Source organism: Bifidobacterium samirii (assembly GCF_003952945.1).
GTDB lineage: Bacteria > Actinomycetota > Actinomycetes > Actinomycetales > Bifidobacteriaceae > Bifidobacterium > Bifidobacterium samirii.
Map to the genome: position 1 here is coordinate 212,756 of NZ_QXGK01000002.1, position 24,233 is coordinate 236,988.

General features: G+C 68.9%; 13 protein-coding genes. 1 reads left to right on the forward strand and 12 read right to left on the reverse strand.

Going from position 1 to position 24,233, the window contains the following annotated elements; all coding sequences use genetic code 11:
* Window positions 1-251: 251 nt before the first annotated feature.
* The 12 genes from D2E24_RS02065 to D2E24_RS02120 all read right to left on the reverse strand — a co-directional run bounded on the left by D2E24_RS02065 (window position 252) and on the right by D2E24_RS02120 (window position 22,816).
* Window positions 252-1,412 (reverse strand): LacI family DNA-binding transcriptional regulator, encoded by a 1,161-nt coding sequence (locus D2E24_RS02065; RefSeq protein WP_125967652.1) that lies wholly within the window; start codon window positions 1,410-1,412, stop codon window positions 252-254.
* Window positions 1,413-1,512: 100 nt separating this feature from the next.
* Window positions 1,513-5,772: a fibronectin type III domain-containing protein gene (locus D2E24_RS02070; protein WP_164520958.1), complete on the reverse strand. Its 4,260-nt coding sequence runs from the start codon at window positions 5,770-5,772 to the stop codon at window positions 1,513-1,515.
* A 365-nt stretch (window positions 5,773-6,137) separates the two neighbouring features.
* Entirely contained in the window at window positions 6,138-6,791 is a 654-nt protein-coding gene (locus D2E24_RS02075) for a YesL family protein (protein ID WP_125967655.1), read from the reverse strand.
* 50 nt (window positions 6,792-6,841) lie between these two features.
* Window positions 6,842-7,615 carry a hypothetical protein gene (locus D2E24_RS02080; protein WP_125967657.1) on the reverse strand — a complete coding sequence of 258 codons (774 nt, stop codon included), beginning with the start codon at window positions 7,613-7,615 and terminating at the stop codon, window positions 6,842-6,844.
* Window positions 7,616-7,679: 64 nt separating this feature from the next.
* Complete coding sequence (locus tag D2E24_RS02085; RefSeq protein WP_125967659.1) at window positions 7,680-10,391, reverse strand: sugar-binding protein; 2,712 nt, start codon at window positions 10,389-10,391, stop codon at window positions 7,680-7,682.
* 189 nt (window positions 10,392-10,580) lie between these two features.
* Complete coding sequence (locus D2E24_RS02090) at window positions 10,581-12,122, reverse strand: glycoside hydrolase family 30 protein (RefSeq protein ID WP_125967660.1); 1,542 nt, start codon at window positions 12,120-12,122, stop codon at window positions 10,581-10,583.
* A gap of 675 nt (window positions 12,123-12,797) precedes the next feature.
* On the reverse strand, window positions 12,798-15,104 hold the full coding sequence (locus tag D2E24_RS02095; protein WP_125967662.1) for a beta-galactosidase: 2,307 nt from the start codon (window positions 15,102-15,104) through the stop codon (window positions 12,798-12,800).
* A 70-nt stretch (window positions 15,105-15,174) separates the two neighbouring features.
* Window positions 15,175-16,008: a carbohydrate ABC transporter permease gene (locus tag D2E24_RS02100; RefSeq protein ID WP_125967689.1), complete on the reverse strand. Its 834-nt coding sequence runs from the start codon at window positions 16,006-16,008 to the stop codon at window positions 15,175-15,177.
* Between the two features lie 68 nt (window positions 16,009-16,076).
* The gene (locus D2E24_RS02105) at window positions 16,077-17,093 is read right to left on the reverse strand and encodes a carbohydrate ABC transporter permease (RefSeq protein ID WP_206430905.1); all 1,017 of its coding nucleotides are present in this window, start codon (window positions 17,091-17,093) and stop codon (window positions 16,077-16,079) included.
* Between the two features lie 13 nt (window positions 17,094-17,106).
* Window positions 17,107-18,366 carry an ABC transporter substrate-binding protein gene (locus D2E24_RS02110; RefSeq protein ID WP_125967664.1) on the reverse strand — a complete coding sequence of 420 codons (1,260 nt, stop codon included), beginning with the start codon at window positions 18,364-18,366 and terminating at the stop codon, window positions 17,107-17,109.
* Between the two features lie 262 nt (window positions 18,367-18,628).
* Window positions 18,629-19,327 carry an HAD family hydrolase gene (locus D2E24_RS02115; protein ID WP_241222805.1) on the reverse strand — a complete coding sequence of 233 codons (699 nt, stop codon included), beginning with the start codon at window positions 19,325-19,327 and terminating at the stop codon, window positions 18,629-18,631.
* 102 nt (window positions 19,328-19,429) lie between these two features.
* Entirely contained in the window at window positions 19,430-22,816 is a 3,387-nt protein-coding gene (locus tag D2E24_RS02120; RefSeq protein ID WP_125967666.1) for a DUF5107 domain-containing protein, read from the reverse strand.
* A gap of 175 nt (window positions 22,817-22,991) precedes the next feature.
* Between D2E24_RS02120 and D2E24_RS02125 the strand changes: the two genes are divergently transcribed.
* Window positions 22,992-23,903 (forward strand): AraC family transcriptional regulator, encoded by a 912-nt coding sequence (locus D2E24_RS02125; RefSeq protein ID WP_125967667.1) that lies wholly within the window; start codon window positions 22,992-22,994, stop codon window positions 23,901-23,903.
* Window positions 23,904-24,233 lie beyond the last annotated feature (330 nt).

Genomic DNA, 24,233 nt, shown 5'->3' on the forward strand with positions numbered 1-24,233 from the left:
AAAAATGCAACACGCCCGGTGGTGAGACGGGAGCCCAGCCCTCATCACCCCTTCTTCAGCCTCATCGCCCCTTCCCCCGGCGCGACACGCCCGGAGTGGTCATACACAACGAGGGGTATCCCCTACGACACGCCATCACATCGGCCGCATCGGCCGTTCTGTACGACCACTCCGGGCGCGTCGCTCTCCGCAACCAGCCCCACTTCCCCACAGTCCCCGCGTCCGCCCCACCCCGACCCCGACATCACACGTCACAGGCCGTCGCGGCACGGGCCGACGCTCCGGCGCACGATCAGCGACGTGGGCACCGCGGTCACGGATCCGTCGTACCGCTCGCGCACGCCGGCTTCGTCGAGCCGGCGCAGCAGCTGCGCGTCCTGATCCGGAAGCCGGCGTCCCACGGGCTTGCCCAGCAGCGACCGTACTGCGCATTCGCCGATCAGCTCGCGTTGCAGACGGATCGTCGTGACCGCGGGCACGACGGCCGACGCGACCATCGTGTTGTCGAACGCGACGACCGACACGCGCCCCGGCACGTCGACGCCGTCAGCCGCGAACCGGGTGATCAGACCGGCCGCGATCGCATCGTTGTACGTGATCACGGCCGTCGGCGGCGCGCCCTCCAACGCGAGCGCCGCCTGGTGGCCGCCGTCCGCGTCGGGGCGTACCGGGCCGATCCGGCGCGTCCGGACGCCGAGCAGCAGACCGGCGCGCTGCACGCATTCCCAACGCGACTGGTCGGCCCATGAGGACGGCCCGGCCACGTAGGTGACGCTCGTGTGGCCGAGTCGGCGCAGCATCGTGAGCGCCTTGGCGACGCCGAGCGCCGGGTCGGGGATGACGCTCGCGACGCCCTCCACCGGCCGGTTGACGACGGTCAGCGGCAGGCGGGCGGCCAGCGCGCGGATGTCGCGGACGGTGAACTCGTCGCTGGCGAGGATCAGGCCGTCGATGCGCCCGGGCAGGCGGGCGAGCAGGTCCAGAGTCCAGCGCGGGTCGGCGCCCGCTTCGACGACGCCGACGATGCGGTGCGCCGCCGTCGCGGCCAATTGCGCGCCTTTGAGGATCTGCGCGCAGACGCCGTCGGCGCTGTCCTTGACGACGAGCGCGATCATGCCGCCGTCGGCCGCGGCCGGCTTTCCGGGGGCGTCGCCGCGACGGGGCCGCGGACGGTAGCCGAGCCGGTCGGCCACGGTCTTCACGTGTTCGACGGTCTGGAAGTTGACGCGGTCCGGGTCGGAGAACACGCGCGACACCGTCGAGACGGCCACGCCGGCCGCGGCGGCCACGTCGGCGAGCCGCACCCGGTCGGTCGCCCGTCGGACGGGCGCGGCCGCCGGCGGCTCCCCTGCCGCATCGGCGGTCGGCGCGCACCCGGCTCCCCCGTCGTTCCCGTCAGTAAGCAACGTCATGTCATCCCCTCTTCGACCGTCGGACGTCAGCCGCCAGCCGCGGCGGCGTCACGCCACTCTACCGCACGATTCGATGTCCGGGCGGCGAGGGGCCGCCCGCCTACTTGATGAGGCAGGGCAGGGACGGGCTGGATTCGCCGGACATGCCGATCGCGTTGACCGCGATGACGGACGCCGTGTAATTGCCCGGCTCCATGCGCTCGATCGTCGCCGCCGTGGCGTCGCCGTCGGCGCGCACCACCTGCACCGTGTCGTCGGTGAGGCGCGTGATGGTGAGCACGTACGACGTGATCGGCGTGCCGCCGTCGGCGGGCGCGGACCAGGTCACGCTCATCCGGTCGCCCACGGAGGTGACACCCGGCTTGTTGGGCCGTGACGGCGCGTGCGCGACGATCACCGGCGCCGACGGCGCGGATGCGACGGAGCGCGTCGTGGCGTAGCCGTCGCCGGCGGCGGGGCGTTCGACGCACGCGTCGACGCTCGCCGTGTACGTGCCCGTCGCGACCGACGGCAGGATCGCCGTCGTCGCACCGGCCGGCGCCCACGTGACGCGGGACGGCGGCAGGGCGGCGTCGCCGCGTCCGCCGACGCCGGCGGTCGGCGTCAGGTGCACGACGTAGCCGTCGGCGCCGGCGCATGCCGTCCAGGAGACGGCGACCGCGCCGGTTTCGCTGTCGAGCTGCGCGTCCGCCTGCGCCGGCGCCGATACCGTCGGCATGGCGTCGGACGCGGCTGCACCCGCGTCCGCACCGTCGGCACCAGCCGCGTCGGCCGCGTCATCGCCGCGGCCGACGGCGAACACGAACGGTTCGCTCGGCTCGCCGTCGCCGACCGCGTTGCGGTCCTGCACGACGAGCGTCCAGCGGCCGTCCGGCACGTCGGCGACGTGCGCGTCGGACGCCTCGCCGGCGACGGTCACGGGGATCGTCTCGCCGGCCTCGTTCGTCAGCGTGAGCGTGCTGCCGAGGATCGGCGAGCGCCCGTCGGAGGCGAACCGCCAGGAGGCGTGCACGTCGTGGCGCGCGTCGTCGGCGACCGCGGCCGTCACGTCGCAGGGCCGCGACGGGATGGCGGGCATGTGCGCGTCCCCGTAGGCGGCGATTTCGACGAGCTGGAGCGCGTAGCGGCCGCCTTCGTGCGGGTTGGGGCGCAGCCGGGTCGCGTCGAGGCGGATCCAGCGCACATCGTCGACGGGGTCGAAGTCGTAGGCGCGGGGCGTGCCGTTGGCGGGCAGCGGCTGGTCGCGGCGTTCGACGACGGTGCGCCAGTCGCGGCCGTCGGCGGACACGGACAGCGTGAAGTCGACGGGGAATCCCTGACCGCGGTTGGGGTCGGCGGCCTTGTGGCCGGCGGCGAATTCGAGGACGCCGCCGACGCCTTCGCCGTCGCCGTGGAACGCTTCGGCGACGGTGCCGCCGGGGTTCTCGCCGCGCGGGGCGAGCACGATCTGCGCGATGCGGGCGGGGCGGGCGAGCCGCAGGGTCACCTGTTCGGCGTGGTCCCGGTCCTGCGGTTCGCTCGACCAGCCGAAGTGGTTGTAGGCGGCGTCGAAGCGGCCGTCGACGAGCGCGGCGGGCGACCATCCGGGGATGGCGGCGCTGCTGGAGACGCTGACGGCGGCGCCGGCGGCCCGGTTGGCCGCGTCGTCGCCTTCCGGCGGGTCGCCGGCGGTGAAGCGCACGCGGATCTCGACGCGGTCGTCGTTGTCGCCCGCGTATTCGATCAGGCCTTCGTAGGCGCGGCCGGGGATGAGTCCGGCGGTGTTGACGGTGTAGAACGTCTCCTGTTCGTGGCGCAGGTTGCCGCGGTCGCGTTCGAGTCCGATGGCGCCGTCGGCGTCGTCGAGGATGCGCGCGGTCCAGTGTTCGCTCATCGCGCCGCCCTGCTGGGTCAGGTGGATGCAGTGGCGCACTTCGCGCGACGCCCAGTCGACCGTGCCCAGGTCGATGAGGGTGCGCGAGGCGCCGATGATGACGGGCGCGGGCCGGCCGATCCAGCCGAGGAAGTTGTCCTCGCTGAATTTCCCGACGCCCTGCTTGGCGACGCGCAGCGTGAGGATGAGCCTGCGTCCGTCGTACGCGCCGTCGCCGGGCGCATCCGCCGAATCGCCGGGCACGTGGATGACGATGCCGTGTTCGACGTGCTCGCCGTAGGGGACGGCCAGCCGCGCCTCGCCGGTGTCGACGGCGTCGGCGGCGCCGGTGGCCGGGTCGAGGGCGCTGACGGTCCAGCTCAGGTCGAGCGCGGTGCCGTCGATCTCCTCGTCGTTGTGCACGATGATCGTGCGCGCCGACGTCTCGTCGGGCCGGTACGTGCGGTGGGGCGTGCCGAGCCGCGGTTCGCGGTCGTACTCCTTGTCGTAGGCGGCGACGTCGGCGTAGGAGGCGGCGAAGTAGCCCAGACCGTCGCCTTCGATCCAGCGCGCGTCCCCGTCGGCGGTCGGGTCGAACTGGGGGCGCAGCATCGTCTTCGGGTTGAGGCCGTGGGGCGTGTGCTCCTGGTCGAGGCGCACGACCTTCTCGATGTTGTCGTAGAGGAACATCGACATGCAGAACGGACGCCAGTCGGACATGCGCGTGGTGCGGATGCCGCGGGTGACGCGGCCGACCTCGCGGATGAAGTCGGCGCGCGAGATCGTGTCGGGGTTGCCGTCGAGGCGGCCGTGGTAGATGTCGCGGATGGTGCCGTCGTCCGCGTACTGGGGGATGCCGGCGGTGGATACGGAGAACTCCTCGCCGGCGCCCAGCGGCAGGTCGGAGTCGATGTGGTAAAGCGCGTAGATGTCGGGCGCGTTGGTCATGCCGGACGGGTAGCCGCCGAAGTAGTGGCGCGAGTCCTCGTTGCCGCGCGGACGGTTGAAGCCGTCGTTGTAGACCATGCGGGTCGGGTCGGCGCGGTTGGCGGCCTCCTCCAGCGGCGGGATGAGCACGTCCGCGTCGTTCGGGTTCCACGCCTCGTTGGTGGTGGACCACATGATGATCGACGGATGGTTGCGGAACGCCTTCACCCAGCGGTCGACCCATTCCGCGTAGTAGCCGATCGCCTCGTCGGAGTAGTTGAGGTAGTAGGGCGGGTCGAGCGACACGTTCGAGACGGATCCGGGGTTCCAGAACGCCGTCTCCTCCTCGATGAGCATGCCGGTCTCGTCGGCGTGGTCGAACAGGACCGGGGAGACGACGGAGCGGATGTGGTTGCGGATCACGTTCGCGTTGGCGTGGCGGTACGCGTCGACCCACGCGCGCACCATCGCGTCCGACGCATGGTTGTCGTCGAGGATGACGCCGTTCGCGTCGCCGATCTCGTTGATGAGGTCGCGGTTGCCCTGATTGAGCAGGCACAGCGAGTCGCCGCGCAGGCGGATCGGCACGCCGTTGAAGTAGAAGCGGTCGCCTTCGCGCCAGAACTGGCGGAATCCGAAGCGTTCGCGCTTCGTGTGCAGCGGCGTCGGCGCGGCGGCTTCGGCGGACGGGCCGTCGGCCGCGTCGGACGCATCGCCGGACGCCGGGGCGATCGACGCGTCGACCGTGTACAGGAACGGGTCGGTGCGCGACCAGTAGTGCGCGTCCGGCCACGCCGACGCCGTCGCCACGACGGCCGTATCGCCGGCGGCGACGTGCACGCGGCGGCCCGGCAGCGTCAGCGCCGGCTCGACGGCCGCGCCGGACGCGCCGTCGGCGGACCACGGGCGCACGACGGCGCGCACGTCGAGGTCGGCGTCGTCGGCGGTGTGGTTGACGATCGTGACGTTGAGCGCGAGCCGGTCGTCGGACGGGTCGGCGTTGCGGTTGAGGTCGGGCATGACCTGCACGTCGTCGACGCGCAGCCGCGGCCGCGACTCGACCCACACGTCACCGCCGATGCCGACGCGGCCCACGATGTTCTCCGTGCCGAACGGGAACAGCAGACGGTCGGGTCCGCCCTCCGCGGCGAGCGCGTCGGCGGGCAGCGCCTTGACGCTCCACACCTCGATCGCGATCTCGTTGACGCCGGCATGGGCGGCCTTGGTGATGTCCAGATCGTACGGCAGCAGCGTCATCAGATAGCCCTTGGTGCTCTCCGGACCGACCGAGACGCCGTTGACGTAGGCCTTGGCGAGCGAGGCGACGGCGCCGACGTGCAGGAACAGGTCGTCGGCCAGCGCCGCCTCGTCGAGCGTCACGCTGCGGCGGTAGACCGCATGATGCAGGCCGCGCTCCCACCACGCCGGGTAGCCGGTGGTCTGCTGCAGCGAATCCCACCACGTGGGCACGGTGATCGTGCAGGCGGCGTCGCGCGCGCCGTCGTCGGCGTCGGCTCCCGCGCCGTGGCCGACGCCGCTGTCGGGGAGGAACTCCCATGTTCCGTTGAGGCTGGTCCTCATCGTGTTCCCTTTCGTCCGCTGGACGCCGCCCGCGGGCGACGCCGGGGCCTTGCGCCCCGCAACTGCGCACGAATCTAGCCTCGAATCGCGTTTGCCGGTTTTTGCCATCCCGTGTTTGCCAGAATTTGCCGCGTCGGGCGGGTGGCCCGGGACGGACGGGACGGGCCGCCCGGCCCCGGCGGGACGGACGGGACGGACGGGAACCACGGGAACTTCCCCTCTTATGGCGACACGCCCGGAATGGTCATACAGAACGCGGGATGCATCCCCGACACGCCATCGCATCGGACACATCCCCCGTTCCGCACCACCACTCCGGGCGTGTCGTCACGGGGCGGGACACCGGTCTGACGACCGGCCCCCGCCTACTTCTCCAACGGTTCGATCACATGCACGTCCATGCCGGGCAGCCGGCCGAACGAGTACACCGCCATCACCGTCGCGAACGCGGGCACGGTCAGGCCCAGCGCCACCGCGAGGCCCGGCCACGTGACGTACGCCCACACGGTGATCAGGAACAGCACCAGCACCATCAGCGAGCACAGCGGCCGCGCCACGACCATCTGCACCGACGTGCGGGCCACCCACACCGGGCCCTCGTCGAAGTTGGTGCGCACCACCCACGACATGAACGCGAACAGGCCGTACAGCACGTTGATGAGCAGCAGCAGGCCCGACACCGCGTAGCCGAGACGGCCCATGTCGTTCCAGTTGGCCAGATAGTAGTCCCACGCCAGCAGCGCCCAGATCGCCGCCTGCAGCCAGCCGAACAGGTTCGCCGACTTCAGCTCGGCCTTCCACGCCCGGTGGAACGTGGTCCACGAGCGCGCCATCGTCCACGACCGGTCGTCGATATCGATCGCCCACGTGCGGAACACGGTGTTGAGCGCCGCGACCGACGGGAAGAACCCGGCGACCACCAGTCCCATCACCGTGTGCACGACGAACGCGACCTGGCACACCATCAGCATCAGGATGATGCGGCAGACGTACTCGTATCCGACTGCGAAACGTTGCATTCAGGAATCCTCTCTCTCCAATCCCATGCCCCGGGCCGGGCGACGCGGCGTCACTCGAACTTCAGGAAGTCCACGAACTCGCGTGCACGGTCGGCGCGCGTGGCGTCGGTGACGTTGCAGAATCCGAGCATCATCCCGTCGGGCAGGTCGTCGGAGCCGGACCACACGTCGGAATGCGACAGGTCGAAGCCCTTCGCCCCGGCCACGGCGTCCGCGTCGGCGGCGTCGACCGTCCCGCCCTGCGCGTCGACGAGCACGCCGGCGTCGGCCCACCGCTGCGCCGCGTCCTCGCCTTCGGTCTCGGCGACCGTGCCCACGTAGCCGCGCCTGTCGAGTTCGGCGAACGTGTCCTTGTCGGCGATGACCATGTTGATGTCGCCGGCGGTGATCATCGCGGTCAGCTTCATCGAATCGTCCGTGTACGTGTCGCCGCCGAGGTCGATCAGGTACGTGCCGTTGATGTCGACCAGCCGCTCGTCGTCCATGCCGGCGTCGGCGACGAACCGGTCACGCAGGCCGTCGAGCTGCTCGGTGTAGGCGCCCATGCCGAAGCCGGCGACCGACAGTTCGGTGTCGGGGCCCTTGGTCAGGTAGGCGAAGCCGATCGAGACGATCAGGATCAGCGCCACCGCGATGAGCGACGTCTCCAGCAGGAAATGCTGGCGGAAGTACGTCCACCGGTCGGCCGGCGGGAGGCTTCTGAAGGTCGTCCACTTCGACTGCTTCGCGTATTCGTTGTGGCTGGCGAGCGTGGCGATAGCGTCGCGCTGCGCGTCGGTCAGCACCGGGTCCTGCCGGCCGCCGTTGGTTCGGTCATCGTTCATCTGTGTGCTCACTGTGGTCAGTCTAGTCGGATGCCTGCGAATTGGCTGGAAGCCGCCGCCCCGCTCAGGCGCGCACGCCGAGCGCGTCGAGCGCGAATCCGGCGTCGTTCGCGGTGCGGAACGTGACCGTGTGCCGTCCGCGCTCCAGCTCTTCCAGCCGGAACTGGCATCGCAGCGACCCGTTCGTCGCGTGCACGGGCGCCGCCGTCATCACGGTCCGCCCGTCCACGGTCACATCGAGCGCGGCCGAGCCGTCGGACGGGCCGAACAGGTCCACGCCGGTGCCGTCGAAGTCGAGCGACACCGACGCGCCCGCCCCGACGGCCCGCGAGATCGTGCGCAGGTACGTGAACATGCCCTGTCCGTGCTCGTGCGTCCACGCGCCCTCGTAGCGCAGCACCGGCGACCCGTCGTCCCACGAGGTCATGTGCATGTCGTCGATGAGCCGCGTGTGGTACGGCGAGCGCCCGTCCACGCGTTCGATGCGCAGGTTCGCGAAGTCGACCCGGTCGAAGCCGGTGCCGAGGTTGACGTGGCCGGCCGTGTGCAGTCCCGGGTCGGCCCATGCGGCGATGGGCGCGCCGTTGACGGACGCGCGGACCGTGTCGCCGGCGACTTCCAGTGTGAGCGTGTTCCATGCGCCCGGGGTCGTGTCGAACGGGCGCGTGCCGTGTTCGGCGGCGCGCCGGCGCAGGTCCTCGAGATGGCCGCGGCGCACTTCGTCGCCGTAGCTGCGCAGCAGCCATACGCCGTCGGCGCGGATCTTGAGATCGGCGGCGCACGCCGATTCGGTGACGCGGCAGCCGCCCATCTCGCGCGCGCCGAGCAGCGCGTAGGGTGCGCGCCCGTCGTAGTCGGCGAAGCGCACGTCGACCGACACGCGGTAGTCGCACCAGCGCATGTCGCCGATGGCGGTGCGCGGGTCGCCTTCGATCCACGCGTTGCCGGCGTGCGTCCAGTCGATCTGCTGGCGCAGCACATGCCCGCGCTCGGGGTCGGCGACGATTTCGAACGCGCCGTTCGTGTCGGTCGTGTAGCGGGCGGTCGCGCCCGTCGCGCCGCCGCGCGCCTCGACGTACGGCTCGCGTGTGTCCCCGTCGGCGCCGTAGCCGCTGACGGACGGCATCGCGGCGCAGGTGAAGTCGTCGGCGTACAGGATGCCGCCGGCCGGATCGACGTCGAGGACGGGCCGCGCGTCCTCGGGGGTGTGCGGGATCGTGTACGCGTACGCCGGCCTAGCGCGCAGCGTGCCGTCGGGCAGCCGTTCGGCCGAGTCGAGCGTCGTGGCGGTGACCATCGTCCACGGGTCGAGCGTCACCGTGTAGGCGACGGCGTCGGTCAGGCCCGCATCGACGGCGGCCGCATCGTCGGCGCGCGTCGCCTCGACGACGGCGACGGGCCGACGCCACGCGGCGTCGTACGGCTGGCCGGCGTCGGCGGCGGCCGTGCGCCAGACGGTCAGTGGGTCGCCGGCGGCCGGCAGCGCCGCGTCCACGACGATCCGGTACTCGCGTCGCAGCGGACTGTCGTTGACGATGACGCTGCTGAACGCCGATCCGTCGGGCGCGGCGAGCGTCAGGCACGACGGTTCGCCGTGGCGTGCGCCGCTCACCGGATTGCTGCCGCCGACCTCGCATACGGACGCCTGCGGGATCGCCCGCCAGATGCGGTCGGCACTGCCGCCGTCCGCCCCCTCCGGCGCCCAGCCGAGTTCGGCGAAGCGCGAGAAATGCTCCAATACGGCGCATCCGGCGTCGAAGTACATCCAGCCGCTCCACGGGTCGCGCGCCGAGACGAGCTCCTTGGCCGCGTACTCCATGTGCTCGTAGCAGGCGCCGATCGCCGGCTGGTAGATCGCGTGCGTGCGGCGCGAGCGCACGAATCCCTTGATGAGCGTGTTCGCCATCTCCAGCGGGCCTCCGATGCCGCCCACCCCGGTGCCGGCGTTCGGCCGGTCGGCGGAGTTCGAGAACACCGCCTGCGCCTCCGAATTCCACACCTCCTTGTCGAATTCGTCGGCCAGCCGCGTGAAGCTGCCGTCCGCGTCGTCCTCGGTCGAGTAATGGTAGGCGGCCACGTCCATCGCGGCCAGATACCGCGGGTCGGCGATGACCTCGCCGCCGAACGTGCCGACCGACTCCTCGTCGGACGTGATCACCTTGATCCGGTGGAACAGGTCGCGTTCGGTCGCGTCGCGGAAGCCGGCGACCGGCCCGTCGCACTCGAACCCGGTCTCGTCGGTGCGGATCCGATGCGCGAAGTCCGCCACCCACTCCAGGTCGGCGGTGCGCTCGTTGACGTCCGGGTTGACCGAATCGACCATCACCCCGTAGCGCCGGTACACCGCCAGGATCGTGTTCTTGTACCAGCGGTACACGTCGTCGTTGCCGCGCACCCACGTGGGCGCATGCCAGCGCAGGATGCTCAGCCGCACGCCCGGCTGCACGCGCCGCGCGTCCGCCGCCAGCTGGAAGCCGGGCTCCCTCGCCACCGCCGGATACTCGTCGCGCGAGCGCATGACCGCCGCGTTCGGCCCGGTCGAATTGTTGCGGTCGTTGCCCATCTCCACCTTGACGGTGGTCATCATCGGGCGCTCGCCGCCGAACAGCGTGTCGATGAGCCGGCGGTACGCGTCGGGATGCTCGGCCTTGTAGCCCATGAGCAGCGAGGAGGTGGCGTTGCCGCTGAGCACGCCGAATCCCTTGTAGGTCAGTCCGTTGCGGCTGCGCGCGGCGGCGGCCACGTCGGCGGCGCGCAGCGTGATGTCGATCGTCATGTCGTGTCCTTTGGTGTGATGGGTGAAATGCGTCGGTCGTGTCGCGGTTGCGCCGACGCAACCGCGACACACCCGGGTTGGTCGTACGGAACGGCGGTTGCCTGCCGATACGGCCGGTTTTCATGACCTATCCGCCGTTGCGTATGACCGATCCGGGCGCGTCGCTCCGGCGACGTGCCGCCACGACGGTCAGAACAGCGTCTCGTCGTGGTCGTCGGCGGGGTGGGGCGTGTAGGTGATGGCGAAATCGTCGTCGGCGGGCGCCTGCGTCGTGTTGATGGGGCCGTCGGTGCGGCGCATCGTCACCGTGCCGTACGCGGGCACGGTGACGCGCCGCCATCGTGCGCCTTCGCCGTTGACGGTCACGGCCGCCTCGATCGGCGCGCCGGTCGGGTTGTACAGGATCGCAGACAGTCCGCCGCGGTCGTCGACGAACGCGACCGACCCGAGTCCGCCGCGGCGGCCGTCGGGCGTGCGGTTGGTGGATGCAATGCGGCGCGCGCCGACCGGCACGTCCTGGCCGTAGTTGCGCAGCATGAAGTATTCGAGGTTGCGCTTGACCTTGCCGGTGGACGAGTCGATGGTGATGACGCCGCGGCGGCCGGCCGTGCCCGCGTAGCTGGGGAAGCCGCCTTCGTCGAGCGCGAGGTTCCACAGGTTGATGAGGCCCATCCCGTTGCGTACGAGCCAGGTGCCGATCTCGCCGAGCATGACGTGGCTGGCCTCGTCGACGGTCTCGTCGAGCATGCAGCGGCGTTCGGTCATCGCGACCTTCCATCCGGGGAACTGACGGGTGGCGTTGTGGACCCATTCGGGCAGTCCCGAGTAGGTGTGCAGTGCGACGCCGGCGAACGCGCGCGCGTCGGCGGGCGTCATGTATTCGGATACGGGGCGTTGGAAGAAGCGCAGCGAGTCGTCGCCGAAGTAGATCTCGACGTCGGGGAACGTGCGGTCGAGCGCGGGGCGCAGATAGTCGGCGCCCCAGCGGGTCAGCTCCTCGGGCGTCCAGATCGTCATCGGCCAGGGCGCGCCGTTGCTGGGTTCGTTCTGCATCGTCACGGAGGTGATGCGGATGCCGTAGCGCGCGTACGCGGCGATGAACTTGATGAAGTACTGCGCGTACACGTAGTCGATCGTGTCCTGGTAGCGGTAGCCGTTGCCCACGTAGTCGCCCAGCCGCAGCCGTCCGGCGCCGGTGAGGCGGCCGGACGTCTTCATCCACGCGGGCGCGCTCCACGGCGACGCCATGATCTTGACGCCTGGGTTGATGGCGACGATCTCCTGCAGCACGGGGATGATGTACTTGAGGTCGCGGGTCGCGTCGGGCGCGCCCGGTTCGCCTTCGCCGATGGAGAAGTGCGCGAGCGACGCGTCGGCGGCGACGCCGTCGGGCAGGTCGTCGTAGGAGTAGAACTTCTGGCTGACGAAGTCGCAGCTGCCGATGGAGATGCGCACGGAGCCGAAGCCGCCCTGTTCCGGGTCGAACATCTCGCGCAGGATCGCATGGCGCCGGTCGGCGTCCATCGCGGTCATGAGCAGCGAGGCGGACGAGTCGGTGACGGCCGCGCCGACGCCCTCCCAGTACTGGTAGCGGCGGCTCGGGTCGATGACGACGCTCTGGGCGTCGCCGGGCGTGCTCTCGACCGGCGGCGCGGCGATGGGGGTGCGTCGGTCGGTCAGGTCGCCGCTGGTGCGGGTCCAGTATTCATGAGGTGCTGTGGTTTCGGTCATGTCATCACTTCCTTGGGACACGGTTGCGAACCCCAGTATACGCGCCGATGTTTGCGTTACCATACAGCGACGCGGCCACGTCGTCGCCATCCGGCGGGAGCGCAGGTCATCGCCGATCGGAGCCTCATAAGTCGCTACCGGCTGAGGTGGCCCGCAGGTCGTCAACGTCCCCAGCAGGAAACCACTGGCGCCCGCCCCGACACCCCAAGGGACCGGAATCCACCCAATGCCCCTCACCCAGTCCAACCGCACCATCCCAATCCGGCGACACGCCCGGATTGGTCATACAGAACGGCACATACACCCAAAAAAAGACCATGTTTCAGCCCCTATCCCCCGTTCTGTAGGACGAGTCCGGGCGCGTCTCCTCCCAAGCATGACGTACCACCCAATCCTCCATCGAACTCTCCAGACCAGTCGGTCTGATCCACAACCGCAAAGGCGGACTCCTCCACCGCCCCTCACACCCCGCACTCATCCCCGGCGACACGCCCGGATTGGTCATACAGAAAGGCACATACACCCAAAAAGACCACATTTCAGACCCTATCCCCTGTTCCGTGTGACCAGTCCGGGAGTGTCGACCCACGCCGGGAAGCAAGCCCATCCCCTCAACGCCGCAAGGCGGCGGAGCCACATGGGCTTCGCCGCCTTGCCAAGCGGAAGAATGGGACGTCAGGACCGGGCGAGCACGCTGCGGTAGACCGGCGTCAGCTCCACGGAGATCAGCTCGGCCGTCTGGCTGGCCACGTCCTCCTTGCGTGCGGCCATCGCGGATTCGACGTTGACGTTGGCGCCCTCCTTGAGCGGCGTGATCGTCAGCACCAGCTGGCCGCGGTTGTCCGTGATCGCCTGCGCGTACTCCCTGAGTCCGACCTCCCACACGTCGCCGTTGGCGAAGTTGTCGTCCACCAGCAGACGGTCGCACCACAGCCATCCGATGTCGCCCGCGTAGCGGATGCGCAGGCGCACGTCGTCCACGCCGTCGCCGGCGAACAGGGACTGCGGCAGTCCGATCACGTAGCGGGTGTCGGACAGCCGGCGCACGTCGGCCTGCAGCGGCACCGGCTGGTACGTCACGCGGGCGCGGTCGAGGTAATCCGCCGGGTAGGACGAGACCTCGATGTCCGGATCGGTCGTCTCCACGACGATGCGGCCGCCGGTCTCGTACACGCAGGCGCCGTCGTTGACGATGCTCGGCGCGGCGTCGTCCTGGACGACCGGCGCGCCGGCGAAGACGAGCGCGGCGCCGCCGTCCACCAGCGTCATCGAGTCGGCCTTCGCGCGGGAGACGACGAGGATGTCCACGCCGGTTCCGTCACCGCCGTCCGGACCGTCGACGCCGAACAGTTCGAAGTCCACGTCCGCCGGCACATGATGCTCGGTGCCGTCGGCGAAGCGGAACCAGCAGTCCTCCATGCCTTCGGGGCGGAGGAAGACGAAGGTGCGGCGCGCGGCGCCCTGCGGCCTGAGGACAGTCACCGGCTGCGCGGTGGCGGCGGTCAGGGTCACGCCGTCGAGGTCCATGTTGAACGGCAGCATGCAGTTCTCGCCGCCCGCCAGCGCAATGCCGTCGAAGGTGACGGTGCCGCCGTCGCTGAGCGTCACGTCGATGCGCTCGCTCTGCAGCGCCGGCATCGCGGCGTGGTCCTGGAAGTTGTTCACGAACACGAAGCCGCGTTCGCCGTCGGTGCGCACGCACCAGCGCAGCGAGTCGAGGTCGGTGGGCGCGATGGTCTCCTGGCCGTCGGGGACCGCCACGCCGAGCGGGCAGAGACGGTCGGAGAACGCCTGCGAGAAGTAGTGCAGCGCCTTGCATCGGCGGTACGATTCGCGGGCCTGTCCGAACTCGCCGAGCGCGGCCTGGAAGTCGTAGGAGATCTTCGGCACCTGGCTTTCGTTGAGGTAGACGCCGTCGCCGATCGGGTTGGAGCCTCCCTGGAACATGTAGTAGCCCAGGAAGTTGCAGCCGGATGCCATCTTGATGTTGGCCATCGCGTCCACCGACTTCATCGGCAGCACGAAGCGGTAGTTGTACGAGCTGAACATGCCGCCGCCCATCTCGCAGCATGCGTACGGCTTGCTTTCCGGCGCGTACGAGGGGTCGAACTCCTCGCCGCGCGGGCAGTCGTCGTCGTGGAAGTCGCGGTAGAGGTACTCGTCGGTCACGGGATGCTCGCCGGCGTCGGCGTAGAACAGCCACGGACGGTAGGCGTAGCCGCCCCATAGCGGCAGCACGTCGTCGGGGACGGGAGAGCCGCCCCAGCCGGTGTTCGTGTAGAACGGCACCGAGATGCCCTCCTCCTCGGCGATGCGTCGCAGCGCGTGCACGTAGTCGAAGCCCTCATGGCCGCCGGGGATCCACTCGCCGCTGATGCCGGTGGTCATCTCCCACTGGGCCGACGAGTGCATGTACTCGTTGTCGAGCTGCGCGGCGATGATCGGGCCGCCGTCGCGATGGTACAGGCCGTCGATCTGCTCGGCGATGTGGCGGTACAGGTCGTGGACCTCGGCCAGGAATCCGGGGTCGGTGGAGCGCACCTCGTACGGCTTGCCGTACATCCAGTCGGGGATGCCGCCGTTGCGCACCTCGCCGTGGTCGAACGGGCCGAGCCGTACGATGACCTTGAGCCCGTGCTCGCCGCACAGTTCCACGAACCGGCGCAGGTTGCGCCGTCCGGTGAAGTCCCAGCGGCCTTCATGCTCCTCGTGGTGGTTCCAGAACACGTAGGTGGCGATGACGTTCACGCCGCCGGCGGCCATCTTCGCCAGTTCGGCGTCCCAGCGGGACGGGTCCATGCGCGAGTAGTGGAATTCGCCGCACACGCCGTAGAACGGTTCGCCGGCGACCGTCATGTAGTAGTTGGTGAAGTCGATGGCGGTGCCGTCCGGGGCCACGCCCCAGTCGTTGCGGGTGATGGGGAACGGTCGGATGTCCTTGGGGCTGAATCCGGTCAGGTCGATGGCATGGGTGCGGGTCATGATGCTGCCTTTCGGTCGTTCGTAGGAAATCGTTCGTATGAAGGTGGGATGGGGGTCGGGGGCCGTGCCGTCAGCCCTTGACCGAGCCGGCGACGAGTCCGGCGACGATCCACTTCTGGCACAGGATGAAGAAGACGAACACGGGGATGAGCGCGATGGTGGTGATGGTCATGAACAGCGGCCAGTTGGTGCTGAACTGTCCCATCGCGTTGAACACCTGCAGCACGAGCGTCTGCTTTTCGGTGGAGGAGATGTAGATGTTCGGCGTCATGAAGTCGTTCCATGTCCACATCGTCTCGAACACGACCACGGTGGTCAGGATCGGGCGGATCAGCGGCAGCACGATCGTGCGGAAGATGCGCAGCGGTCCGGCGCCGTCCAGTCGGGCGGCCTCGAACAGCTCCCGGGGAAGCCCACGCATGTACTGCACGATCAGGAAGTAGCAGAACGTGGCGCCACCCAGGTACAGCACGATCAGGCCGAGCAGCGAGTCGACCAGTCCGAGCCGGGCCTCCATCTTGTACTGCGGGATCAGCAGCGTCTGGCCGGGGATCACGAACGACAGCATGAGGAACGCCCCGATCCCGGCCGTCAGCCGGCTGCGGCGGGTCACCATGCCGTAGGCGGCCAGCGCGCCGATGACGACCATGAACGCCACGCCGACGACGGTGACGATGACCGTGTTCACGGTCGCCTGCACCACCGGCAGGTTCTCCAGCGTGTACAGGTAGTTCTCCAGCGTGGGGTGCATCGGCAGGCCGAACGGGTCGGCCGCCATGTCGCCGCTGTTCTTGAACGTGTTGATCACGACGACGTACAGCGGCACGGCGCAGATCAGCGCGGCGGCGATCACCAGCACGGAGCGTATGGCCGAACGGATCCGCTCGCGTCGGGTCATCGACATGCCGTGCGCCTTGGGCGCCGGCGACGACGGACGCGACGTCGTCTGCGCGGGAGTGGAGGTCGGCGTCGTCATGACAGCCTCCTTTCGATCTGGGTGGTGACGATCTGCTGGGCGACCACCAGGATGACGCAGCACAGGAAGAACACCACGCCGAGCGCGGAGCCCACGCCGTAGCGTCCCGATCCGATGCCGGTGACGATGATGGACTGGGTGACGGTGGTGGTGGCCGCGCCCGGTCCGCCGTTGGTGAGGGTGTACGGCAGGTCGTAGACCTTGAGGCCGCCGGTCAGGAGCATGAAGATCGACACGCCCATCGCCGGCACCATCTGCGGCAGAGTGATGTGCACGAACTGCTGTCCCCGACCCGCGCCGTCGACGGCGGCCTGCTCGTACAGGTCGGCGGGGATGGCCTGCAGATACGCCAGGTAGAGCGTGGCGTGCCAGCCGACCTGCGCCCATACGGCGATGACGATCACGCACAGCCGGGCGAGGTTCGGGTCGGACAGCCACGGCACCGGTTCGATGCCGAAGCGCGACAGCAGCGTGTTGACGGCGCCGGTCTGCAGCGGGGAGAAGATGTACTGCCACACCAGGCCGAGCACCGCCATCGACGGCACCGAGAAGAAGAAGAACAGGGAGCGGGCGAAGTTGCGTCCGAAGAATTTGCGGTTGAGGGTCACGGCCAGCGGCAGGGCGATCACGGTGACGAGCGCCGTGGTGGCCACGGTGTACAGCAGCGTGAATCCGAGGCCGGCCAGCAGCGTGGGATCGGAGAAGATCGTGCGGTAGTTGGCCAGTCCGACGAATCCCGCGTTGGCGAAGTCGTAGCCGTCGTAGTCGGTGAGGCTGAACACCACGCTCTGCAGGAACGGGATGAGCACGATCACGATGTACACGGCGAGCAGCGGCAGCATGAACTGCACGGCGGTCAGGTCGTCCAGCAGGCTGCGGCGGCGCCGGGCCTTGGCGTGGGCCGCTTCGACGTCCTCGCCCGGAACCGGGCGGGAGGCCGCCGAAGCGACGGAGAGGAGCGGGGCAGGCCGGGAGGCCGTGCCCTCGGCTGCGGTGGAGGGGGAACCGGTCATGTCACGCCTCGCCTCAGGACAGGGTCTTGAGCTTCGTGTCGAGGTTCGCGGCGGCCTGCTGCGGGCTGATCGACCCGAGGGCGACCTGCTGGAGCTGGGAGAACGTCTCGGCGCGCAGCGCGCTTCGGCCGCTGGCCGGCCAGCCGAGGGTGTTCAGGTACACGTTGCCGGTGGCCAGATACAGGTCGTACGGCTCGGTGAACGACTCGTCGATCTCGGGCGTGTAGTTCTTGGTGGCGGGGATGAGGCCCAGGCTGCTCTGAATCAGGCCGAGTCCCTCCTCAGAGGACAGGAAGTCGAGGAACGCTTCGGCGGCCTTGAGCTCGTCACCGTCGATCTTCGCGTTGATCGCGTATCCGGAGTCGGCGGAGCCGGGGGCGAACGGGGTGTCACCCTCGTGCAGCATCGGCATGCGTCCGAACGCGTAGTTGATGCCGGCGTCGTTGAAGGTGTTCACGTCCCAGTAGCCGGACGGCATGACCGCCAGTCGTCCCGCGGCGAATTCGGAGCGCACCTGATCGTCGGCCAGTCCGGTGACTTCGGATCCCATCACGCCCTCGTCGAACAGCCGCGCCCACTCCTCGTAGTACGGCGTGTACAGGTCGGCGAAGGTGGCGTCGCCGTCGCCGATCATCTGGTCGACCGACGTGTCCTGCTGGGACGAATCGTATCCGATCCAGCCTTCGACCAGCGCGCCCAGGCCGGCCTTCGGCTCCAGGTACGGCTTGTCGACGCCGGCGTCCTTGAGGTCCTTGAGCATGTCGATGAACTCGTCCCAGGTCTCGGGGATCGCATCGTATCCGGCCTTGGCGAGCAGGTCCTTGTTGTAGGCGTAGGCGTTCGTCCATGCGGTCACGGACATCGAATACACCTTGCCGTCCACGGTGGATTGCGCCTTGTTGGTGTCGCCGATGCGGTCCATGAACGCCTCGCCGGTCAGGTCCTTCACGCAGTTGTTGCGCACGAGGTCGTTGAGCTGTTCGGGCGGCGCCACGAACACGTCGGCGAGCTGGCCGCCGGAGATGCGCGTCTGCAGCGTCTGCTGGTAGCCGGCCTGGCTACCGTTGGTGGTGCTGAACTTGACCTTGACGTCCGGGTTGGCCTTCTCGAACGCGTCGATGATCGGCTGGTACAGGTCCTGCGTGTTGTTGGCGAAGAACGTCAGCTGCGTCTTGCCCGCATCGGCGCCTCCACCGCAGCCTGCGAGCGAGGCGATCATCGCGAATGCGGCGCCGGCGCCGATCACGGTCCTGAGTGAGGATGTCCTGGTCATGTCGGTCCTTTCCCGGGCCGCCGCGGACCGTCGATGGACCGCGGACATGCCCGATATGGCTGCAACACCGGCTGCTCCCCACGACTTCGTAGGATGCCGTTCGTTGCGTTTTGTTGATACCAATCGTACTGCCGCAATGGTTGGAATCATCGCCATAAATTGCTAGCGGATGTGGATTTTCTGCTATGACGAGAATCGTCAGGCACCGTCTGCCGCCACCGTCCGACCGCCGCCGCGGACCCCTCGTGCGTCCGCCTTCGGCCTACCTCCACAGGCCCTGCAGCAGGCTCCGCAGCGCCGGATCGCCGTAGTCGCGGATCGACAGGTCGAACAGCGAGCGGTCCTCGACGGGCACGCGCGCATGGCCGGTCACCGCGACCACGAAGCATCCCGCAGCCCGCGCCGACCGCAATCCGGGCAGCGAATCCTCGAAGACCAGGCAGCGTCCCATCGAACGCCCGTCGCGCGGGTCGATGCCGACCGCACGGGCGGCGGCCAGATACGGTTCGGGACTGGGTTTGGACGGCAGTCCGTCGTCCCCGCATATCACCGCGCCGAACGCGCCGACCGGCGCCCGGGCCGACACCATGTCGGCAATCGGACGCGGCGACCCGGTCACCAGCACCGACGCCACGCCTTCCGCGTCCAGCTGGACCAGCGTCTCACGGGCGCCCTCGACCCACGGCAGGCGACAGCGCTCCCGGCGCAGCACGTCATCGGTCAGACGGCGGCGTATCGCATCGTCGTCCAGCGCCACGCCGCACGAGCGCAGCATGGCGGCGACCGACGGCAGCGACGCCCCCTCCAGGGCGCGGGCGGTCTCCTGCGTCCACGATCCGCCGTATTCCTCGACGAGCGCGCGTTCGCTCTCCAGCCAGTACGGGTCCGAGTCGATGAGCGTGCCGTCCAGATCCCAGAACACAGCCGCGGGCTTCATCGGCATCATCGGCATCATCGGCATCGTCTCCTTCCATGACGATGCGGGCGGACCGGCGTTGCAGCCGGACCGCCCGCAGGGGTCCACGCCCCGCCTTGCGGACGGGGCGTCCTGACGCGTCGCGCGCTACAGCACGTGCCTCGACGTCAGGTCGTCGGCGAACAGGTTCGCCTGGATATGGCTCGGATCGGCGGCGAGCGCCTCGCCGAGGAACCGCTGCGCGGCGTCACGGTCGCCCATGCCGATGTTGGCGAGCGCCATCAGGTAGTCGCAGTGGGTGTGGTTCATCGCGGTCAGGTCGTTCTCGAAGATCAGGAAGTCGGGCAGGGACACGGCGAAGTAGTCGATGCGGACCTGGTCGTCGAGGTGCTGCTCGCCGTAGTCGAGCAGCCGGTAGAAGCGGGCGTTGGCGGGGCCGGTCTCGCCGAGGGCCTTGTGGGCGAGTCCCTGGAAGAGGATCATCTCGGCGGGCTGGTCGTTGTAGTACATGGCGCCCTTGACCTCGTCGGGGCCGATGGTGGCCTTGGTGAACTCGGCGCGCGCGGTCTCCTCGTCGCCGAGCGCGCGGGCGCACAGGCCGAGGTAGTAGTGCAGGTCGTTGTCCTTCTGGCCTTCGAGCTTGCCTTCGCCGAGGTTATGCGGGTAGGTCATGGCTTCGGTGAGGCGTTCGCGCGCCTCGGTCCAGTCGCCGGCGGCCATCGCGTCCTTGGCGAGCAGGGTGAGGGCGATGCGGTACTGGCCGGTGATCTTGCCTTCGCCGCCCTCCCACGGGTGGAAGCGGCGGCCGCCCATCAGCTCGTAGGCCTTCGCGTAGCGGCCGGTGAGGTTGAGGACGGTGAGGTATTCGATGGTCAGGTCGTCGCGCTTGGCCACCACGTCGGGGTGCGCTTCGAAGGTCGCCAGTCGTTCCTCGTAGCTCCAGCCGAGCTTGCGGTGCAGCTGGTCGAGTTCGAGGAGCACGCGGGCGTCGGACTGGTCGAGGCGGTACGCCTCCTCCATCTCGCGGCTGGCGGCGTCGCGGTCGGCGCGCTTGTTGTAGTAGGCGAGCGCGAGGTTGCGGTGCACGGTCGGGAACGTGGGGTCGAGGTCGCGCGAATGTTCCCAGAGGGCGATGGCCTGGTCGGCGCGGGTCTTGTCGTAGTACAGGCATCCGAGGTAGTAGGCGGCCTTGGCGCCGTCGACGGCGGCGATGGCCGCGTCGAGCGCGTCGATGTCGTCGAGGTCGTTCGGGAAGCAGTAGTCGGAGGGTGCGGCCTCCGCGGCTTCGAATGCGGCCTTGGCGTCGTCGGTGCGGCCCTGTCGGGTCAGGTACAGGCCTTCGTAGTAGCGGACCATGGGCTGGGTGCGGTCGGTCATGGCGAGGATGGCGAGCGCCTCGTCGTAGGCGCCGAACAGCGCGTAGTCGCGGGCGATGCGGATGTGGCCGTGGTGGTCGGCGCGGGTCAGGCGCAGCAGTTCCGCCGTGGCCTGTTCCGCCGCGTCGGCGGCGTCGGCGGCGTCCCCGGCGGCGGCGAGCAGGACGCCTTCGTAGCGGGACACGAAGTCGAAGCGGTCGACGGCGAGGTTCTCCGCGACGGCCGCTGCCGCCTCGTCGGCGCGTCCGAGCCGGCGCAGCAGGTGGGCGCGCAGGCCGCGGGTCAGGATGTTCATCGTGTTGCGGCTCAGCGACTGGTCGGCGAAGTCGAGCGCCTGGGCGAGGTCGCCCCGGCGTGCGGCGATCGCGGCCATGTACAGGAACGCGCGCTCCTTCTGCGCGTCGTCCCATGTCGCCTTGTAGAACGCGTCGAACGCGTCGTCGTCGCGTCCCTGGCGCAGCAGGGCGAGGCCGAGGTTGTAGTGCGGTTCCGAATCGTAGGGCTGCGTGTTGCGGCGGGTCAGGCGGCGGATGGCGGTGCGCAGGTGGCGTTCGGCGCCCTGGTAGTCGCCGCGGCGCAGCAGCAGCCGTCCGTACGCGTTGTTGATGCGCGCGTCCTCGGGGTCGCGCTTGAGTCCTTCCTGATAGTACGGGTCGGGCAGGTAGGTGGCGTGGCGGTACTGCTCCAGATGGGTGGCGGTGAGGAACAGCTCCTCGTTGGTGGCCACGTCCGCCGGATCCTGGGCGGCTTCGGCGGGGGACGGCAGTCGGTCGATCGTGGCCGGCTTGGGCGTGTACGTGACGAGCGTGCGGCCGTCCGCGTCGCTGACGGTCACGGTGATGTCGGTCGGCGCCGCGTCGCCGGTCTCGAATTCGGCGCGCACGATGCCGGTTGGGCTCAGCGTGCCGGTGCGGGTGTAGAGGGTCGCGCCGGTGCGGTCGTCGCGTACGACGACCGTGGCGTCCTTGCATTCCCGGGTCGCGTAGGCGATGACGCGGCCCTGTCCGGCCTTGAGGCCCTGGGCTTCGACGCCTTCGGTCTCGCCGGCGGCGCCGAACGTGTCCTCGGGGCCGATCTCCAGGTTCACGGCCGCGTCGATGGTGGCGTTCTTGACCTGGCCGACGGCCTTGTAGGGCATGAAGTACTGGGTGAACGTCTTGCCCTCGTAGGGCTTGAGCCAGGTGAAGTCGGGCTGGTTGTCGGTGAAGACGCCGGTCATGAGCTCCACGTAGGGGCCGTTGGCGTCGGTGAGGTTGCGGTCCCAGGCGCGGCCGAAGTCGCCGTTGCCCCACGTCCACTGCTTCTTGCCCGGCGAGACGTGATGGTCGGCGATGTGCAGGATGCCGGCGCCGACGCCGAAGTCGTAGCCGCCGACGAAGTCGTATTCGGATTTCGCGGCCATGTAGCTGGTGGGCACGGGCACGTTCTTGTAACGGCCGATGTCGACGCCTTCGGAGTAGTCGTGCTTGTAGTAGGTGCCGGTGGCGATCGGGTAGCGGGACACGTCGCGCTTGCCGTGGTCCATGACGGCGGTCACGTCCGGCGGCATCACGGTCTTGGTGTGCTCGTTGACGGGCACGGCCGGGTTGGCCCACCACAGGAACGTCTGCGGCAGCGACGTGCCGTTGTACAGCTGCGCGGAGATCTCGATGTACGCGCGGCCCGGGTGCAGCGCGATGGAGGTGACGACCTGCGTGCCGTACATGCGGTCCGTGTCGTGGCAGAGTACGGCCTTGCCGCCGTCGGGCAGCTCCCTGATGTCGTAGTCGACGGGCGAATAGGTGGTGGGACGGTGGTGCTGCGGCCAGTTGAATTCGATGCCGCCGGAGATCCACGGTCCGGTCAGGCCCACGAGCGCCGGCTTGATCACATCGTTGCGGTAGACGAAGTCGTAGCCGTTGGTCTTGTCGGTCGCGTACTGGATGCGGCCGCCCAGTTCGGGCAGGACGGTGACTTCGAGATACTCGTTCTCCAGGATCACCGCGCGGTAGTCCTGGTCGCGCTTCTCGTCGGACAGGGTCTCGACCACCGGGTACGGATAGACGCGGCCCGAGCTGCCCTGATAGACGCGCTTCTCGATGAACTGCGGATTCCTGTCCGCCTCGCCGATCCCGTACGTCGGGATCGTGATGACGGTATCCCTGATGCTGACTGACATCTGCCGTGCTCCTTTGCCGATGACTGATGATGCGTTCCGTAATTCATTGATTACTTGCCTTCAGTCTATGGGCGGAAATATCGTTGGAATCGGCATAAATTGTGCTGTGATATGTAAAAATTGCTATTGAAAAAAAACGCGCCTGACGTCGCAGTCGGACGTGGGAGGGAGCGGTATGAAACCCGCCGAACACGGCATCGCGGACCAAGGCAGCGAATTCTACATCTACACGCCCAGCCGAACCGCCCAGCGCACCTTCCTGTACCCGATGCGGGCGGGACTGTTCCACTACCTGCCCGGATACCGTCAGGAACGTCGGTCGTTCGACAGCTTCCTGATCATGGCCGTCCGCGACGGGGCGATGGACGTCACCGTCGCAGGCGCCACCCACCGGGCCGGCAAGGGCGACTTCGCGCTCATCGACTGCTACGCGCCCCACGCCTACGGCACCGACGAGGGCGCCGACGTCCTGTGGCTGCACTTCGACGGCCCCACCGCACGCGCCTACTACGACCTCATCCACGACAGGCTCGGCAGCGTCTTCTCCTTCAGGGACTCCGGCTACGCCACCACCCGTCTGACCAACATCTACCGCACGTTCCACGAGGCCGCGCGCGTCAGCGAACCGCTGATGGGCAAGTACATCACCGACGTCCTCACCGAATTCGCCATCGGCGCCGAATCCGCCGGCACCGCCGCGGCAGCCCCGCGCAACGCCGGCGATCCGGCGTCGGACACCGCACGCGAATCCTCCATCACACGCACGCACGCCATCGAGGACGTGCTCGCCTACATCGCCAACCACCTGCACGAGCCGCTCACCGTGGGCGACCTCGCGGCGCGCGCCTACATGAGCGAATACCATTTCATCCGGGTGTTCAAGAAGGAGACCGGGTACACGCCGCACGCCTATGTGATCGACGCGCGCATGCACGCCGCCGAATACCGGCTCATCAACTCCGACATCCCGCTACGGCAGCTGTGCGAGGAATGCGGTTTCACCGACGCGAGCACGTTCTGCGCCGCGTTCCGCAAACGCACCGGCATGTCCCCCATCGAATTCCGCAGGCGCAGCGCGATCCGGTGACGGCGGGGCCGTGTCTTCACCTGCACCCTGGTCTGTCGGCTCCCGCCCCGCCCCATTGCGGCGACACGCCCGGATTGGTCACACAGAACGCCACATACTCCCCAAAACACCCGGTTCCTGAGCCCTATCCCCGGTTCTGCATGACCAACCCGGGTGCGTCGCACAAGTACGATGCACCACCCGATCACATACTCCACATACCCCCATTACCATGTTTAGTAGGTCCCGATGGTCGGGACCGGGTCGCCGGTTCCGGTATGACTTTCTCGCCCTGTCGTTGATGATCCGGGGGGTGTCGTCGCCGGGAACGGGGACGCCCGCTGACCGCTG

Bases quoted from the DNA above. Each gene is read 5' to 3' on its own strand.
- D2E24_RS02080 (WP_125967657.1), bottom strand. From the start codon at position 7,615: ATGAACGATGACCGAACCAACGGCGGCCGGCAGGACCCGGTGCTGACC.
- D2E24_RS02095 (WP_125967662.1), bottom strand. From the start codon at position 15,104: ATGACCCGCACCCATGCCATCGACCTGACCGGATTCAGCCCCAAGGAC.
- D2E24_RS02125 (WP_125967667.1), top strand. From the start codon at position 22,992: ATGAAACCCGCCGAACACGGCATCGCGGACCAAGGCAGCGAATTCTAC.
- D2E24_RS02100 (WP_125967689.1), bottom strand. From the start codon at position 16,008: ATGTCGATGACCCGACGCGAGCGGATCCGTTCGGCCATACGCTCCGTG.
- D2E24_RS02065 (WP_125967652.1), bottom strand. From the start codon at position 1,412: ATGACGTTGCTTACTGACGGGAACGACGGGGGAGCCGGGTGCGCGCCG.
- D2E24_RS02105 (WP_206430905.1), bottom strand. From the start codon at position 17,093: ATGACCGGTTCCCCCTCCACCGCAGCCGAGGGCACGGCCTCCCGGCCT.
- D2E24_RS02075 (WP_125967655.1), bottom strand. From the start codon at position 6,791: ATGCAACGTTTCGCAGTCGGATACGAGTACGTCTGCCGCATCATCCTG.
- D2E24_RS02115 (WP_241222805.1), bottom strand. From the start codon at position 19,327: ATGCCGATGATGCCGATGATGCCGATGAAGCCCGCGGCTGTGTTCTGG.
- D2E24_RS02070 (WP_164520958.1), bottom strand. From the start codon at position 5,772: ATGAGGACCAGCCTCAACGGAACATGGGAGTTCCTCCCCGACAGCGGC.
- D2E24_RS02090 (WP_125967660.1), bottom strand. From the start codon at position 12,122: ATGACCGAAACCACAGCACCTCATGAATACTGGACCCGCACCAGCGGC.
- D2E24_RS02110 (WP_125967664.1), bottom strand. From the start codon at position 18,366: ATGACCAGGACATCCTCACTCAGGACCGTGATCGGCGCCGGCGCCGCA.
- D2E24_RS02085 (WP_125967659.1), bottom strand. From the start codon at position 10,391: ATGACGATCGACATCACGCTGCGCGCCGCCGACGTGGCCGCCGCCGCG.
- D2E24_RS02120 (WP_125967666.1), bottom strand. From the start codon at position 22,816: ATGTCAGTCAGCATCAGGGATACCGTCATCACGATCCCGACGTACGGG.